The sequence below is a fragment of the Flavobacterium sp. 316 genome, assembly GCF_000967805.1.
In the GTDB taxonomy this organism is placed as follows: domain Bacteria; phylum Bacteroidota; class Bacteroidia; order Flavobacteriales; family Flavobacteriaceae; genus Flavobacterium; species Flavobacterium sediminilitoris.
Map to the genome: position 1 here is coordinate 97,011 of NZ_JYGZ01000007.1, position 17,617 is coordinate 114,627.

At 29.3% G+C, this 17,617-nt stretch carries 16 protein-coding genes and 2 tRNA genes; 14 read left to right on the forward strand and 4 right to left on the reverse strand.

Going from position 1 to position 17,617, the window contains the following annotated elements; genetic code table 11:
- The first annotated feature begins 16 nt into the window (after positions 1 to 16).
- The 4 genes from SY27_RS15590 to SY27_RS15605 all read left to right on the forward strand — a co-directional run bounded on the left by SY27_RS15590 (position 17) and on the right by SY27_RS15605 (position 2,504).
- Positions 17 to 427, forward strand: coding sequence for a hypothetical protein (locus tag SY27_RS15590; protein WP_045972049.1), 411 nt, complete (start codon positions 17 to 19; stop codon positions 425 to 427).
- A 68-nt stretch (positions 428 to 495) separates the two neighbouring features.
- Entirely contained in the window at positions 496 to 960 is a 465-nt protein-coding gene (locus SY27_RS15595) for a hypothetical protein (protein WP_045972051.1), read from the forward strand.
- 28 nt (positions 961 to 988) lie between these two features.
- Positions 989 to 1,633 (forward strand): hypothetical protein, encoded by a 645-nt coding sequence (locus SY27_RS15600; RefSeq protein WP_045972053.1) that lies wholly within the window; start codon positions 989 to 991, stop codon positions 1,631 to 1,633.
- 178 nt (positions 1,634 to 1,811) lie between these two features.
- The gene (locus SY27_RS15605) at positions 1,812 to 2,504 is read left to right on the forward strand and encodes a DUF6882 domain-containing protein (protein WP_045972055.1); all 693 of its coding nucleotides are present in this window, start codon (positions 1,812 to 1,814) and stop codon (positions 2,502 to 2,504) included.
- Between the two features lie 94 nt (positions 2,505 to 2,598).
- Here SY27_RS15605 and SY27_RS15610 read toward each other — a convergent pair whose 3' ends face one another.
- The 4 genes from SY27_RS15610 to SY27_RS15625 form a co-directional block, all read right to left on the reverse strand.
- Positions 2,599 to 2,835 (reverse strand): YdcH family protein, encoded by a 237-nt coding sequence (locus tag SY27_RS15610; protein WP_045972057.1) that lies wholly within the window; start codon positions 2,833 to 2,835, stop codon positions 2,599 to 2,601.
- A 134-nt stretch (positions 2,836 to 2,969) separates the two neighbouring features.
- Positions 2,970 to 4,280 (reverse strand): 30S ribosomal protein S12 methylthiotransferase RimO, encoded by a 1,311-nt coding sequence (gene rimO / locus SY27_RS15615; RefSeq protein WP_045972059.1) that lies wholly within the window; start codon positions 4,278 to 4,280, stop codon positions 2,970 to 2,972.
- Positions 4,281 to 4,517: 237 nt separating this feature from the next.
- The gene (locus SY27_RS15620) at positions 4,518 to 6,008 is read right to left on the reverse strand and encodes an OmpP1/FadL family transporter (protein ID WP_045972061.1); all 1,491 of its coding nucleotides are present in this window, start codon (positions 6,006 to 6,008) and stop codon (positions 4,518 to 4,520) included.
- Between the two features lie 40 nt (positions 6,009 to 6,048).
- Complete coding sequence (locus SY27_RS15625; RefSeq protein WP_045972063.1) at positions 6,049 to 7,038, reverse strand: hypothetical protein; 990 nt, start codon at positions 7,036 to 7,038, stop codon at positions 6,049 to 6,051.
- A 99-nt stretch (positions 7,039 to 7,137) separates the two neighbouring features.
- Between SY27_RS15625 and proS the strand changes: the two genes are divergently transcribed.
- From proS to SY27_RS15675, 10 genes are all read left to right on the forward strand, one after another.
- The gene (gene proS, locus SY27_RS15630; protein WP_045972065.1) at positions 7,138 to 8,616 is read left to right on the forward strand and encodes a proline--tRNA ligase; all 1,479 of its coding nucleotides are present in this window, start codon (positions 7,138 to 7,140) and stop codon (positions 8,614 to 8,616) included.
- A gap of 90 nt (positions 8,617 to 8,706) precedes the next feature.
- Positions 8,707 to 8,778 (forward strand) — tRNA-Glu (locus SY27_RS15635).
- 12 nt (positions 8,779 to 8,790) lie between these two features.
- Positions 8,791 to 8,862, forward strand: a tRNA-Glu gene (locus tag SY27_RS15640).
- Positions 8,863 to 9,008: 146 nt separating this feature from the next.
- Complete coding sequence (gene rpsT / locus SY27_RS15645; protein ID WP_045972068.1) at positions 9,009 to 9,260, forward strand: 30S ribosomal protein S20; 252 nt, start codon at positions 9,009 to 9,011, stop codon at positions 9,258 to 9,260.
- Between the two features lie 146 nt (positions 9,261 to 9,406).
- On the forward strand, positions 9,407 to 11,203 hold the full coding sequence (typA, locus tag SY27_RS15650; protein WP_045972069.1) for a translational GTPase TypA: 1,797 nt from the start codon (positions 9,407 to 9,409) through the stop codon (positions 11,201 to 11,203).
- 80 nt (positions 11,204 to 11,283) lie between these two features.
- On the forward strand, positions 11,284 to 11,715 hold the full coding sequence (locus SY27_RS15655) for a hypothetical protein (protein ID WP_045972072.1): 432 nt from the start codon (positions 11,284 to 11,286) through the stop codon (positions 11,713 to 11,715).
- A gap of 148 nt (positions 11,716 to 11,863) precedes the next feature.
- Positions 11,864 to 14,290: a TonB-dependent receptor domain-containing protein gene (locus tag SY27_RS15660; protein WP_045972074.1), complete on the forward strand. Its 2,427-nt coding sequence runs from the start codon at positions 11,864 to 11,866 to the stop codon at positions 14,288 to 14,290.
- A 19-nt stretch (positions 14,291 to 14,309) separates the two neighbouring features.
- Complete coding sequence (locus SY27_RS15665; RefSeq protein ID WP_045972076.1) at positions 14,310 to 15,605, forward strand: hypothetical protein; 1,296 nt, start codon at positions 14,310 to 14,312, stop codon at positions 15,603 to 15,605.
- A gap of 70 nt (positions 15,606 to 15,675) precedes the next feature.
- Positions 15,676 to 16,293, forward strand: coding sequence for a hypothetical protein (locus SY27_RS15670; protein WP_045972079.1), 618 nt, complete (start codon positions 15,676 to 15,678; stop codon positions 16,291 to 16,293).
- Positions 16,294 to 16,349: 56 nt separating this feature from the next.
- A complete protein-coding gene (locus SY27_RS15675) occupies positions 16,350 to 17,549 on the forward strand; it encodes a PepSY domain-containing protein (protein WP_045972081.1) in 1,200 nt (399 codons plus the stop codon).
- Positions 17,550 to 17,617: the final 68 nt, after the last annotated feature.

The following is a 17,617-nucleotide window of genomic DNA, read 5'->3' on the forward strand; positions in this document are numbered from 1 at the left end:
TAAAATAGAATACAAAATGGGACTTAAAGAAAAAAGATTTACAAAAGAATTTCAAGAGGAACAATATCCAGCATTAAAGCAAAAAATTGATATTGCTGCGGGCTTTGATGTAACACTAGAGATTGAATGGGAAACCTTATTTGAAGATCGTTTTTTACATTTATACACTGATAGTTATCCTAAAATTTATTTTCAACCACTTATTGAAGCCTTTACTGCAATATCTTCAGACGATATGGGAAAAGAAGCGTTGAAGGAAGGTTTGCAAAAAGTAATTATAGTTAATAAAGATGATCATCATAATCCTACACATGCTTATACTTTAGAAAATGGCGTTTTACAGGTAAACCATAGTCCTATTTTAAATGCAGATAAAGTAAGTGAAAGAACAGAAGTTTTGGTTGATTTATTAGAGAATAACTTATAAAATTTTTAATAGGAGACGCTATTTTTTAAAAATGGCGTTTTTTATTTCTTAATCATATACCATAAAAAATGAATATAGAACAAATACTTTTGCAAATTAATACTTTCAAAGTCAATGAAGAAATGGAAGATTATGAAGTTAGCGATTTTTTTGATGGAATTATGGAAAGTATTGATAATTTGAAAATACTGGAAGATTTACATAAAGAACAACTAATTAAAACACTTTTCAATTTTCTAAAAAAGCATGATCCAGAAATGGAGGAAGATTTTTCATTTATTCATTTAATAGAAAGTATAGATAAACCTAATTATTCAATATATAGTAAGCAATTAATTGAATGTAATATTCAAAATCCAAATTTGACTTCTATTATTTTACTCAATCGATATTTAAATGCTTTAGATGGTGATGCATGGAAAAAAAATGTTGCGATATTGAGAAGTATTACAGAAGGTAATGAATACACTTCGTTTATAAGGCAAGAAACTTTAGAATATTATCAATATCAGATAGATAAAGAAGCAGTATAAAATTTAAAATAAAGTAATTGAATATATTATGGAAATAGCATATATAGATCAATTTAAAGCACAATCTCCGTTTTCAATAATTGAAATAATTTTTAAAGAAAAAAGAGAAACGAAAATTGCATTAACTTTTAAAAACGGTACTTATGTTGAAGGTTATGTAGTTGATGTTTTAAAAGAAGAATATCAAACATTTGTGTGCATGAAAACGGAAGACAATGAAGTTTTATTTTTTAATTTTCAAGAGATATCTTTATTGTCAATTAAACAACCAAAAGCATTAGCAGTAGAATTATCCAAAGGAACAGTAAGTAGACCTATTAGTAATGAATCAGTAATAAGTGTTCTAGAATTAAAAAGATGGATACAAAAGCAGCAAGAAATATTAGAAATACCAATTGATTTTACATTAAGTAAAACGGATTTACAAGAAGGAAATGTTCGTTTAAATTGTAAAGATTTAATAACTGATTTTTTACAAGCTGTTGAGATTATATGCAAAGATGCTTTGGCTTTAGAAGTTTGGAAAACTATAGAAAAAATAATTATTACACAAGCAGAAGAATTTAAGATAATTAAACAAGAAAACAATTTAGAAATTTATATAAATACTCAAAAAGCACTGCCTAAAAATTTAGTTTCACTTCTAGTAGAAAAGACAGAATCAATACTTTAAGTAAATAAAAAAAAACAAATCATTAACTATTTTTTTCTCCTTTTTAAATAGTTTATCAAAAAAAATCCTCCTAACTTTTATGTTATGAAATAAAATGTAGGAAGTGAAAATTAAAAGAACATTATGAAACAGTTTTGATTTATATATAAATATGATGAAAAAGATTTAAAATAAAAACATGGAACCAATACAAAATCAACAACCGAAAGTAAGTTTATCCCAATTGCATAATCAAACAGTAGCCTTAACATTTGAACGTCAAGATGCTTTTTTTGATTTGGTAGAAGAATTAGCATGGTCTTTTGATATGTTAAACGGTACAGTTGTTTATGGAGATTATGTGTTTAGAATGCAGGTTTTAGGAACCTATTCCGAAACCCAAAAAGAATGGTTATGGGCTTGGGCAAATAAAGAAAGTGATATTCCAGAAGAATTTTTAGAAGCATCTTTAGCAATGAAACTTATTGGAGAACGTCATGGAATAGAAGATTTAATCACAGCAAAAATAGAAACGGAAGAAGATCCAGGGCATTATTTTTCTTTTGTAGCAAATGGATTAATTAAATCGAGTTGTTATACATCTTTAGCCTTTAATAATATAAAAATTTATGTTTTATTGAATTCGGAGTTAGTAGATGCAAAAAAAATTATTGAACCTGCGCTTATTTGTTCTCATTTTTCTAAAACAGTTTCTAGAATGAATTTCGGACATAAACATGGATTATTTTGTTATCTAAATCAAAAAGGATATGAAGTGAAACTATCTGGAGACACTATTTTAGGAAAAAAAGGAGAAAATCAAATTCTAGGAACATTTGATGCTAATGGAAAATTATTGAAAATTACTAATTCAAAAATAATTGTAGAATAATTTTGAAGATTTACTTTTTAAGTATAAATAAAAGAATAGATATAAAAAATCCTTTTCAAAAACTGAAAAGGATTTAATGTTATTTGTAAAAAGATTATTTTTGATTTAAATAATTATAAATTTCATCTTTAATGTGAACTCTTTCAACCCTTAATGTATTTAGAGTTTCATCGGAAGCAGGTTCTGTATTGCTTTCAATTCTATAGATTTCATGGTCTAGGGTGTCATAATCATCAAATAATTTTTTGAAATGATTATCAGAAATCTTTAATTCATGAATTTTAGTTTCAAATTCTGGGAAATCAACTGTTAATTGGTGTTTTGTAATCATTCTACTTTCAGTTTTAATTATTTATTCAAATATACAATCAATAGAGAGAAGAGAATGTGATATTTATCATTCCAAAATAAAAAAAATCCTCATAACTTTTATGCTATGAGGATTTTGTATATTATAATAAATGCTTAAACAGGTTCTGCATACAAGTCAAATTCTGTTGCATCCGTAATTTTTAGCATAACAAAATCACCTGTTTTTAAATAATGTTTAGAAGCTTCTACTAAAACCTCATTATCAACATCTGGACTATCAAATTCGGTTCTTCCTACAAAATATTCTCCTTCTTTTCTGTCAATTACACATTTAAAAGTTTGTCCAATTTTTTCTTGATTTAAATCCCAAGAAATTTGAGCTTGAATATCCATAATAATTCTAGCACGTTCTTGTTTCACCTCATATGGAACATCGTCTACTAAACTATAAGCATGTGTATTTTCTTCGTGTGAATAAGCAAAACAGCCTAAACGTTCAAAACGCATTTCTTCAACCCAATTCTTTAAAATTTCAAAATCTTCCTCTGTTTCGCCAGGATAACCTACAATTAAAGTAGTACGGATAGCCATTTCAGGAACCGCTTTTCTAAAATCCTTTAAAAGATTAGTTGTTTTCTCATAAGTAGTTCCTCTTCTCATCGACTTTAAAACACTATCTGAAATGTGCTGTAAAGGAATATCAATATAATTACAAATTTTAGGCTCTTTTTTCATTAAGTCTAATACTTCCATTGGAAAACCTGTTGGAAAAGCATAATGTAAACGAATCCATTCAATACCTTCAACTTTTACTAAATTTTCTAATAATTCAGCTAAGTTTCTTTTTTTGTAGATATCTAATCCGTAATAGGTTAAATCTTGAGCAATTAAGATTAATTCTTTAACTCCATTTTTAGCTAATTTTTCAGCTTCAATGACTAATTTTTCAATAGGAGTAGAAACATGTTTTCCTCTCATTAAAGGAATAGCACAAAAACTACAAGGTCTATCGCAACCTTCTGAAATTTTCAAATAAGCGTAGTTTTTAGGAGTAGTTGTTAAACGTTCACCTATTAATTCATGCTTGTAATCAGCACCTAAAGCTTTTAATAATAATGGTAATTCGGTAGTGCCAAAAAATTGATCTACATTAGGAATTTCTTTCTCTAAATCAGGTCTGTAGCGTTCCGATAAACATCCTGTAACAAATACTTTATCTACTAAACCTTGTTCTTTTTTATCAGCATATTCTAAAATCGTGTTCACCGATTCTTCTTTTGCATTATCAATAAAACCACAAGTATTAATTACAATAATGTTTCCTTCATCTTTAGTGGCTTCATGTGTCACTTCTTTGCCATTAGCTTTCAATTGACCCATTAAAACTTCACTATCATAAACATTTTTAGAACATCCAAGTGTAATTACGTTGATTTTATTTTTCTTTAACGATTTGGTTCTCATATACTTAAAATTGAGGTGCAAAATTACATAAAATTATTCATTAGAAGCAGTATCGCTTGTGAGTTTTTTAAAAGTTTCTACCTGCTGTTTGCTTTATCTTTTTCTTTATATCAAATTTTTAAACTTATATATAAAGAAAAAGGATGTCGCTTCCATCAGGGCTATAAGTTTACGCTTAGGTATAAAAAAATCCTTCGGTTAAGAAGGATTCTTGTTTTATTGTAATCTATAATTATTTTAAAAATTAATAGAGTAGGTAAGTGTTACGTTATTTTGGATTGTTCTTATTCTAGCAGTATCATTCATACCAGAAGAAACAAAACTTTGGTTGTAATTTCTATGGCTATTTGAATATGCTAAGTCTAATTTACTCTCTCCAAAGTTATATCCAATACCTCCAGAATAGCCAGTTAAATCTCCCATTGCATAGTCAACTTTAAAAGGACTTTCTTCAAAACGATATCCAGCTCTTAAACTTAATTGTTTTATTCTATATTCACCACCTAGACGGACTTCTATAGCTTGAGTCAAATTTTGATTCATATCTATGTTTAAGTCGTCATAGTATTTAGTAGGTTTGTATTTAGTATTGCTATAATCTTTTCTAGAAATATCAGCGCTTATTAAACCTCTGTTACCAAATACATAAGCACCACTTACAGTCCATTTTTCAGGAGTCTTTAATTTATAAGTAGGATATATATTAAGTACATCAGGGTAAAATTTAGGATTAGAATTATTATCAGGATTGTTAATGCTAACACTCTCAATACCTTGTATTAACTCGTCATTTAAATTATACCATGTAGGTGATTCATAAGCTAAACCAATTCTAAACTCTTTAGTAGCTTGTAAAATAGCTCCTAAATTAAATGAAAACCCACTTCCATAAGTATATAATTCGTTGTCAAATCTTATATGCTTAATTGATGAACGAGGAAGATCATTAATTGGATTATTATTACTTTCAAAAACACTAAATCTTTTTGTAAAATCTGTAAAATGTGCATTAAGATTTACTCCTAAAAATAGTTTGTTTTTGTATGATGTTGCAAAGTTTCCTGATAACTTTCCATTGTATCCGTTAGAAACAATTTGATTTTCTTGATAATAACGTCCAGAAGGAACATTACTTATATAAGTTTCAGGAGATTCTAAATCAAATAAGTAAGCATTGTATCCTAAATAAGCTTGTTGTCCTCCAAAATCTAAATCTGAATAAGAATAATTTTCAAGAACATTTATGGGAATTCCTTGAGCAAAATTTAAGAAATAATTTCCTATTGAATTATTTGGATTTGTACCTGCTGAAAATATTCTATTGTCTAAATTATTAGCATTTTCATAGTTTATAGCAACAGATATTTTTTTCCAATTATTTTCAGGATTACTATCTGTAAATACAAGAACGGCTCCTATTTGATTTAAATCTAAAACACTATAATTCTCTTTTGTTTTTGTGCCAAAATAATTTGAGTTATTTTTAATATTGAAACTACTAGCAGTTATACTGGCTATATTGTTGCTAAAAATAGCAGAACCAGCAGGGTTTATATTTATAGAAGATAAATCTCCACCAACGGCACCAAAAGCACCGCTCATAGACCTAAATCTAGCAGTTCCAGTAATATCATCTACAGCATAGCGAAGTGCATCTTTAGACGTGTTTTCCTGACTTATCCCTACAAAATAGGATAAGAATAAAGATAGTATATAAATTTTTTTCATAGCAATTCTATTCTAAATCTAATTTTTCATTTTTCATTGATTATCCTCTTCCACCTCTTCCGCCGCCAGATCGTCCACCTCCACCAGAACGTCCACCACCAGATGATCTGCTGCCGCCAGAACTTCTAGGTGCTGAAAAACTTCCGTTAGAAGAGCTTCTAGGTGTAGAATAAGAACTTCTTGGTGTGTTATTTCTAGGAGTAGAATAATTATTTCTTGTACTGTTACTTCTAGGAGTAGAATAATTATTTCTTGGGCTTATAGCTGTGTTAGATCTTGTACCTCTAGGTGTATTTATTGTAGAATTTCTTCCGTTGTAATTACTTCTTGGTGAAATGCTATTTCTTCCAGTGCTGTATCTAGATCCTGAATATCTATTTCCGTTAGAATAGTAGCTAGAACCACCTCTTCTTCCAGAGTTATAAGCAATATTTCTGTTTCTACCATAGTAACCATAATGATTCCAGTGATTTCCATAAAAATATGGGTTGTTATAATATCCTCCCCATCCCCAGTTTGATCCATAATAGAATCCCCAACTAGGTCCATACCAGTTATTCCATCCCCAACTTGAACCGTAATATGGGTAACCCCATCCCCAGTTTGATCCATACCATCCTGAGCCCCAATATGGAGAATACCAATTGTTCCAACCATTATTATAATAATTTACAGTAACTTCGCTGGTATTACTACCCCAACTACCATATCTATCATTATTATAGTTATTTTTGTAAACTGTTATAACAGTGTCATTTGTTTCTGATGAATAATCTTCAACATCTGTAAAATATGTATAATCATCTTGCATATTTTTAAATTGTTGAGCATATTTATTTGATTGTTCTATATTCTGTTCTGAATATTTATTAGGGACTTCTTGTTCGTAACGGTTGTTAGTACCATAAACTCCATCATTATCATAGTAAGATGAGTTTTGATATGAACCACACGAAATGGCAAGTGTACTTAGAATTCCTATAGTGGAAAACAAGTGAAATTTTCTTAAAAAGGATAGATTAGCTTTCATAACTCTTTTTTTTATTGTTGGACATTACAAAAATAGTTAGTTTTGTGGAACTATTTAGTTAAAATAAATATAAACAATTTTTATGCCAAAACCTTATAAATGAGCAAAAACTTAACAAAAAGAGAAGAAGATTACTCAAAGTGGTATAATGAATTAGTAGTTAAAGCTGATTTAGCTGAGAATTCAGGAGTAAGAGGATGTATGGTAATCAAACCATATGGTTATGCAATTTGGGAAAAAATGCAAGCAGAATTAGATAGAATGTTTAAAGAAACAGGGCATAGTAATGCTTATTTTCCTCTTTTTGTACCCAAGAGCATGTTTGAAGCAGAAGAAAAAAATGCGGAAGGATTTGCAAAAGAGTGTGCTATTGTAACGCACTATAGATTAACAAACGATCCAGATAATAAAGGAAAATTAATAGTCGATCCAAAAGCGAAACTAGAAGAAGAATTGATTGTTCGTCCAACAAGTGAAGCAATTATATGGAGTACATATAAAGGATGGGTACAATCATATAGAGATTTACCATTATTAATTAATCAATGGGCAAATGTTGTTCGTTGGGAAATGCGTACACGATTATTCTTAAGAACTGCCGAATTTTTGTGGCAAGAAGGACATACTGCACATGCAACCAAAGTAGAAGCTATTGAAGAATCGGAAAGAATGATGAATGTATATGCGGATTTTGTTCAGAACTTCATGGCTATTCCAGTTGTTAAAGGGCTTAAAACAGAATCTGAGCGATTTGCAGGAGCAGAAGAGACATATTGTATTGAAGCATTAATGCAAGATGGAAAAGCGCTACAAGCAGGAACATCTCACTTTTTAGGTCAAAATTTTGCAAAAGCATTTGATGTTAAATTTGCAAATCAAGAAGGAAAGCAAGAGTATGTTTGGGGAACTTCTTGGGGTGTCTCGACCAGATTAATGGGAGCTTTAGTAATGACACATTCAGATGATAATGGTTTGGTTTTACCACCTAACTTAGCGCCTATTCAAGTTGTAATTGTGCCAATACATAAAACAGATGAACAGTTAAAAGCTATTTCTGATCAAGTTGATGAATTAGTTGCTTCTTTGAGAAAATTAGGTATTTCTGTTAAATATGATGATAGAACAACTCATAAACCAGGATTTAAATTTGCAGAATGGGAATTAAAAGGAGTTCCATTGAGAATTGCGATTGGTCCAAAGGATTTAGAAAACGGAACTTATGAGGTTGCAAGAAGAGATATTCTTACAAAAGAAGTAGTTTCTAAGGATGGAATTGAGAATTTTATAAAAAATAAATTAAATCAAATTCAAGAGGAATTATTTAACAAAGCAATTGATTATCGAACAGAACATACGACAGAAGTAAATGATTTTGAAGAATTTAAGACTGTTTTGGAGTCAAAAGGAGGCTTTATTTCGGCCCATTGGGATGGTACTTCAGAAACAGAAGAGAAGATAAAAGACTTAACAAAAGCAACAATAAGATGTATTCCTTTAGATAGGGTAGAAGAGTCTGGAAGCTGCGTGTTTACTGGGAATCCGTCTGTTGGAAGAGTACTTTTTGCTAAGGCATATTAAGAAAAATGAAAAAAAAATAAAAAAAGTTTGCTTCACTATTGCAAGAATAAAAAATTGTTGTATTTTTGCATCCGCATTAGAGAAACAAATGGTCCGTTCGTCTAGGGGTTAGGACGCCAGGTTTTCATCCTGGTAACACGGGTTCGATTCCCGTACGGACTACAAAATCTCAATGGCCCGTTCGTCTATCGGTTAGGACGCCAGGTTTTCATCCTGGTAAGAGGGGTTCGATTCCCCTACGGGCTACAAATTAAGTTTTATAAAATAAAAGTTCAGTGTCTCAAATTTTTATTTTATTAGTTAAAACCAAAGTGATTGTTTACACAATTGTGGGAGGTTTTTCTTTTTTAACTAGTAGTTTATAATAATTATTACACTTAAAAAGAAACAAAATGGCAAATCATAAGTCAGCTTTAAAAAGAATTAGAAGTAACGAAAAAAGAAGAGTTTTAAATAAATATCAGCATAAAACTACTCGTAATGCTATAAAAGCACTACGTTTAGCTACTGATAAAAATGATGCTGTTGCTAAATTACCATTAGTTATTTCAATGATTGATAAATTAGCAAAAAAGAATATTATTCATTCTAATAAAGCTTCAAACTTAAAATCAAAATTAACAAGATTCGTAGCTTCTTTATAATAGCTAATCTTGATAAAATATTACAAAGCTCTCTTTATGAGAGCTTTTTTTATGAATAAAAATGAGGATATAACAATTTAGTTAATTATTATATAGTGTTTTATCCAAAAATAAAGTTTACTTTTGCACCTTGAAAAAAATATAGCATGACACCAATTAGAAACATTGCAATTATTGCACACGTTGACCACGGAAAGACAACTTTGGTTGACAAAATTATGTATCACTGTCAACTGTTTCGTGAAAACGAAAACACAGGAGACTTGATATTGGATAACAATGATTTAGAGCGTGAAAGAGGAATTACTATCACATCTAAAAATGTGTCAGTTACCTACAAAGGTACTAAGATTAACATTATTGATACTCCAGGTCACGCGGATTTTGGTGGTGAAGTAGAGAGAGTATTAAACATGGCTGATGGTGTATGTCTTTTAGTAGATGCATTTGAAGGTCCTATGCCCCAAACTCGTTTTGTACTTCAAAAGGCTATTGATTTAGGATTAAAACCTTGTGTAGTAATTAATAAAGTTGATAAAGAAAATTGTACTCCAGAGGAGGTTCATGAAAAAGTTTTTGACTTAATGTTTGAATTAGGAGCTACAGAAGAACAATTAGATTTCCCAACAGTTTATGGTTCTGCTAAAAACAATTGGATGTCTGATGATTGGAAAAATCAAACTACTAATATTGAACCACTTTTAGATATGGTTATTGAGAATGTTCCTGCACCAAAAGTGTCAGAAGGAACTCCTCAAATGTTAATTACATCTTTAGACTTTTCTAGTTTTACAGGACGTATCGCTATTGGACGTTTAGAAAGAGGTATCTTAAGAGAAGGAATGCCTATTTCATTAGTAAAAAGAGATGGGAAAGTTATTAAATCTAGAATTAAAGAATTACATACTTTTGAAGGACTTGGACGTAGAAAAGTAGAAGAAGTAGTTGCTGGAGATATTTGTGCAATTGTAGGTGTTGAAGGATTTGAAATTGGTGATACTATCGCTGATTTTGAAAACCCAGAGGCATTACAAACAATTGCTATTGATGAGCCAACAATGAGTATGTTGTTTACAATTAATGATTCTCCTTTCTTTGGTAAAGAAGGGAAATTTGTAACATCTCGTCATATTAAAGATAGATTAACTAAAGAATTAGAAAAAAACCTTGCTTTAAAAGTAGGTGAAACAGATTCTGCTGATAAATTTATGGTTTTTGGACGTGGAGTACTTCACTTATCAGTTCTTATTGAAACAATGAGAAGAGAAGGATATGAATTACAAATTGGACAACCACAAGTTATTATCAAAGAAATTGATGGTGTAAAATGTGAACCAATTGAAGAATTAACAATTGATTTACCGGAAAATTTATCTGGAAGAGCGGTAGAATTTGTTTCTATTCGTAAAGGAGAAATGTTAAGTATGGAAGGTAAAGGAGAGCGTATGGTTGTGAAATTTAATATTCCATCTCGTGGAATTATCGGATTACGTAATCAATTGCTTACTGCTACTGCTGGTGAGGCTATTATGGCACACCGTTTTATAGGATACGAACCATTTAAAGGAGAAATTCCTGGACGTAATAATGGATCTTTAATCTCTATGGAAAACGGAAAAGCAATTCCTTATTCTATTGATAAATTACAAGATAGAGGTAAATTCTTTGTTGATCCTAATGAAGATATTTATGAAGGTCAAGTTATTGGAGAAAACACTCGTAGCGATGATATGACTGTAAATGTTACTAAAACGAAAAAACTTTCTAACGTACGTTCTTCTGGAGCTGATGATAAAGCAAGAATTATTCCTGCAATCAAATTCTCATTAGAAGAAGCATTAGAATATATTCAAAAAGATGAATATGTTGAAGTAACACCTAAATCATTACGTTTACGTAAGATTTATTTAAATGAGAATGATAGAAAACGTTTTAAATTATAATAGTTTAAATGTTTTTATAAAAATAGTATTTTTAAACCACCCGTTTTTACGAGGTGGTTTTTTATTTAAAATTAAAAATTATGGAAATTAAATTAAAATTTGGTATTGATAAGCTTCTTTTTGGTATGAAACAAAAAGATGTAGAAGCAATATATGGTAGACCAAGTAAACAATATATTGATGAAGAAGAGAATGTTGTGTATGTTTATGATGAACATAAAATGAGGTTAACCTTTTATGATGAAGAAGAATTAAGATTGGGATATATTACTTCAATACATCATAATCTAGAATTATTTGGTCAAAAAATAATTGGTCAAAAATGGAAAGATGTTAAAGTATTATTTTCAAATAATAAAATGACTCAATATGAAACTGAAATAGTTGATGGAACTGAAAATTACTTCTTTGAAGATAATTGGATTTTCGTAAATGTTGATTATAATGAAGTTTTTAAAATTGAGATAGGAGCTGTTTTTAATAACAGCGATGAGTTTGATTGGAAATTTTAAATATAAAATTTTAAATAATTAGCACTTATTTTTGTAAAAAGAAGAGATATTTTTATAAAAATAAGTGCTAATTGCTTTTAATGCAAAAAGTGAAATTACATTATTTTAATTAAATCTAAATAAATATATTTGTAGAAAATAAATTACAATGCTATTCTATAATAAATTATTTATAATTTTTAGTGTAATCTTCTGCTTACCGTTATTTTCTCAAAACAATTCTAGTGGCTTTTTAAAAGGTGAAGTAATTCTTAATACAAGTGAAATTGTTATTGGAGCTCATGTTATATTAACAGGAAATTCAATAATAAAAGAAACAGTAACAGATATTGATGGTCATTATGAAATAAATAAAATACCTTATGGTGTTTATGAATTAAAAATTCAATCTCTTGATGCAAAGCCAAAAAGTATACAAATAACTATTGATAAAGGAATAGAAGAAGTTAATATTACTTTAGAGGCTACAGAAATTCAACAATTAAATGAAGTAGAACTACAATCAAAATCATATAAAAGGAAGATTGAAGAAAAAGGATTCGCAGTTAACATAATTGAAACTGAAAAAGCAGCTTTACAATCTATTCAAGTAAATGAGCTTTTAGACCAAAGTGCTGGTATTAGAGTTAGACAATCAGGAGGTTTGGGATCACGTACAAACTACATCTTGAATGGAATGTCTGGAAATTCAGTTAAAATTTTTATAGATGGAGTTCCTATTCGAAATTTTGGACCTTCATTTTCATTAAATAGTATTCCACCATCTATGATTAAACGTATTGAAGTTTATAAAGGTGTGGTGCCAGCTCATTTATCAGATGATGCTATGGGTGGAGCTATTAACATTGTTTTGAACACGAGTTTAAAAAATAATTTAACAGTTTCTACTTCTGCTGGTTCATTCGGAACATATAGAATTGATGCAAATGGAGCTCATAGAAATAATAAAAATGGCTTAACTGTTAAAGGAGCTGCTTTTTTGAATTATGCAGATAACGATTATAAAGTTTGGGGTGATCAGGTTGCAGTTCAACTTTCTCCAGGAACACCTGATGTATATATTGAAGCAAAGAGATTTCATGATAGATATCGCTCACAAGGAGCTAAAGCCGAATTTGGATATACAGATGTAAAATGGGCTGATAAATTTATGTTTGGAACATTGCTTTCTCATATGGATAAGCAAGTACAAACAGGAGCTACTATGGAAGTAGTCTACGGAAATAGACACTATACTCAAAACACTAATATGCTTAGTTTAGATTATGCAAAAAAGAACGTTTTTGAAAACTTTGATGTAAGTACTTTTATTTCTTATTCAAAACTTAACAGAAAAACAATTGACACTATAGCTACTCAATATAGCTGGTTAGGACATCCAACGTATTATTTTGGAAACCCTGATTCTTGGGCGTCAGGGGCTGAAGCAGGTAGGCCTACACTTCAAAAAGATATTGATAAAGCAATTAATACTCGAACTAATTTTACATATAATTTTAGTAATCAGAATAAAATACAATTAAATCATTTATTAAATAGATTTACTAGAAATTCAGATGATCCAAGACTTTCTATAGCTGAAAATAGTTTGAAAGAACAGAGGGAATATATGAAAAATGTATTGTCATTTTCTGTTGAAAATAATTTTTTTGAGGATAAGTTAAAAACAAATGTGTTTACTAAATATTATTTGATGGATCGCACATCAAAAATTAGAACTCGTACAGGAAATCAATCAAATTCTACACTTCTTTTAAAAGAAAATAATACGAAAACTGATGATTTTGGTTTTGGAGGAGCTATTTCGTATTTAATAAGTAATAACCTTATGGTTTTTGGTTCCGCAGAAAAAGCTGTTCGTTTACCTGAAGCAGAAGAAGTATTTGGAAATGTTGCAGAAAATATAAATGCAGCAGCTGAATTACAATCGGAAAAAAGTAATAATTATAATTTAGGTTTTTCAATAACTAATGTACAGTTTAAAAATCACACATTTGGTTTTACAATAAATAGCTTCATTAGAGATACTCAAGATTTAATAATGCAACTTCCAGTTGGAAATTTTGAAGAGTTTTTTTTAAATCGAAATGTAGGAAAAATTTATACCAAAGGTTTTGATGTTGAAATGAACTATGATTTTAATAAGATGATATATTTTAATGCAAGTACTTCAATTTTTGATGCTCGCGATTATAATGTAACATTTAATAATAATGGAGTACCCATAACTCCTTCTTATGAACGATTATCCAATACGCCTTATTTTACAATGAATTATAACTTACGTTTTGATAAAATGAACTTAATTCAAGACAAGTCAAGATTCTCTTTTTTTACTAACTTATTATATGTTCATGAATTTTTTAGGCATGGTAATACTTTAGGAGGCGCAGGAAAAACAATAATTCCAACACAGTATGTTTTTGATATGGGAGTTGCTTATACTTTTCCAAATAAAAAGTTAACATTTAGTTTAGATGCAAAAAACATTTTAAATAAACAGCTTTTCGATAATTATGCTCTGCAAAAACCAGGTAGAGGTTTTTACGGAAAATTAACATATTCAATTTTATAAATAATTTAAAATAATTAGTATGAATTTCAATTTTAAAAAATTATTCCAATTAAGTTTGCTATCAACTTTAGCAATATCAATAACTTCATGTAGTGATGACGATTCTTCTTCAGCTCCAACAACTAATAATTCGGCTTATAAAACCTATCATTTAGTTTTAGGACAAGGATCTACAGGTAATTCAGCAACATATACTCAAGGTGTAACGGTTGAAGACATGATGAATCCAAATAAAACTTTTTCGTTTAATGGTTATGGGTTTGAAGTACCATCTACTAGAACAGCTAGAGTTTATGCTTCTAATGATGGTAATACATTATATAATTTAAATTATGGAGGAGGAGCAGTAGCAAAATATAATTATAATGGTGGACAAGATTATTCTTTAAGTTTAAATACGGATGTTCAGGCGGTTATGGGTACTGCTAATCCACGTTGGACAAAAATTAATGATCAATATGCAATGCTACAGGCTGTGGCTACTGAAAACTTATATGATGCTTCTGGTTTAGTTTATGAAAGAACTAAAGCGACAGTAACATTAGCTCTAGTTGACTTAAATACAATGTCAGTTACACAAAATGCATCATTTGAATATCCTTGGGAACAAGTAGAGGCTAGTGAAGGAATCCATGTATTTCGTATTGACGCACCAGTTGTAGCAAATGGTAAGTTATATTATGGAGTAATGAAAAGAAATTATGATCCTTTAACAAGTTCTAATGAAACAATGGTATATAATAATGTAGAAACGTTGGTTGTTGATTACCCTTCATTACAAAATCCTACAACTATTTCTACAACTGATGCAGCAGGTTCTTCAAACGGATATAGAACACCAGTAGCACATAAAGATGAAAATGAAGATACTTATCAATTGGTTACATCTGGTGGTGCTTCAATTGTGAAAATTAGTAATGGAAATTATGATGCATCTTACGGGAAATTTGATATTGCAGCTTTATTAAATCATGGTGCAGAAGCTAATACTGGTTGGTTTTATGTAAGTAATGGTATTGGATATGTACCCGTATTAAATACAGATGCAGGAGATAGCTCAAGTTCAAATTGGCACTTGGTTCGTGTTGATCTTTACAACAAAACGGCTGTTAAAATGAATATTTCATTTAATATGTGGTTACGTCAATATCAATGGGCAAGTGTGATTGATGGGAAATTATTTATGGCATTAACTCCACTAGGTGGTAATGGAAATATTTACATTTTTGATCCTACATCAACTTCTGAAAATGGCTATACAATAGGAGCAAGTTTAGAAACTGGTGTTGACGCTTTCTACTTAGGGATTTTTTAACTTTAATACTAAATAATTTTAATAAACTTATATATATAAGAGTCTACTTTTAATATAAAATCAAACAATTATGAAAAAAATATTTTTTACAGTTTTAGTAACAGCAATATTACTTACTTCATGTAACTCTGAAAATGGTAAAAGAAGAGGAATCAATTATGATGAACTTAAAAAAGAACTTGCGCTATCTGAAGAACAAACGGCACAATTTGATGAAGTTATAGAAAAATATATAAAAATAGCAGAAGAAAATAGGTCAGCGATTAAAGCTTCGGGTGAAAAAATGGATCGTGTTGAGGCTTTTAAGAAAATGGAAGAGCGTAATGCACAACAAGAGCAAGAAGTTTCCACTTTTTTAAATGAAAATCAAATGCAAAAATATACGGAGTTCATGGATAAAAACAGCCGTAAAAGACCAAGATATAACGATAAGGTTTTAGCTGAAATTAAAACTAAGTTAGCTTTAACAGACGAGCAATCTAAAGTTTTAGAAGCAGCTAACAATGCATTTGAAAAATCATATCATGATGCACACGATATTTATCATGGAAATTCTGAATTAGCTAAAGAATATTGGGTAAAATTTGATAAAGAAAGAAAAAATGCTTTGAAGCAATATTTATCTGAGGAGCAATATACTGAATTTTTGAAAATTGTTAAAAATCAGGATTTTAAAGATAAAGAATAAATTTGTTTAATAACAAAAGACGCAATACACCAAGATTGCGTCTTTTTCCTTTTTATATGAAAATTAAAAAAGCGTTACTTAGAAAAAAGCGTAAAAAAGAATCATGGTTCAAATATGGTATGGCAATTCTCCATTTGTGGCTAGGTTTGCTTTCATCTATAGTTGTTCTTATTGTATGTTTAACAGGTAGTATTTATGCTTTTAAAAATCAAATAAACGATTTTTATAACCGAGAAAAAGTTTTTGTTACAACACCTAAAAACGATAGTATAAATATTGCTGCTATTGAGCATTTTTTTAAAAAGGAAGGCAATACTATTAAAACAATCGTTATTCCAGAATCTTCTAATAGAAGTTTGAGTATTAGTTATTCAGAAGAAAATTCGAGTTTTATAAAAACACAGTATTTTAATCCGTATACTTTTGATCTTTTAGGTTACAATAATAATAGATTAGATGATTTCTTTAAGCTTATTTTAGATATTCATAAAACTTTATTAATACCAAATATAGGCAAACAAATAGTAGGAATATCAACTATTATTTTTTGTTTATTATTATTGTCAGGTATTATTCTCTGGTTGCCTAAAACATTTCGTGACTTAAAGAATGGACTTACAATTAAATGGAAAGCAAAGTTTTATAGAATTAATTACGATTTACATAAAACATTCGGGTTTTATAGTTTTATAGTTTTATTATTTATAGCTCTAACAGGTTTATATATTACTTATCCTTGGATGAAAAATGTTTTTATTGTAAGTCTTGGCGGAAATCCTGTTCTTTCAAAAGGAGATGCTTTAGAAGAAAATGATGAACTTTCAGTTGACTTCAATGATATGTTAGCGAAAATGATGATTAAAGAAGATGATAAAAAAAGCTTAGAAAATGTTAAACCAATTTCATTTGATTCGATCTATAAATTAGCCAATAAAAAATTATCATATAAAGCAACAACTAGTATAGTAGCTCCAAATAAAGAAGATTCAGAATTTAGAATAACAAAGATAAATACTCAAAATTGGTTAGGAGCAATGTTGCCTGATGAACTTTCATTTGATAAAAAAGGAAATTTGAAACACATGCAAAAGTTTTCAGATAAACCATTACATAAGCAATTTATAGAGATTTCAAAACCATTACATACAGGCGAAATTTTGGGATGGAAAAGCGTCTTGTTCTATTTTTTGTTTACACTTATAGGCTGTTCTTTACCTATAACGGGTTTTATAATTTGGTGGAAAAAACTGAAATAAGAAGATTACGTAAAATATTTTGTATAAAAAAAGAATCTCAATACTTGAGATTCTTTTTTTATTTTTAA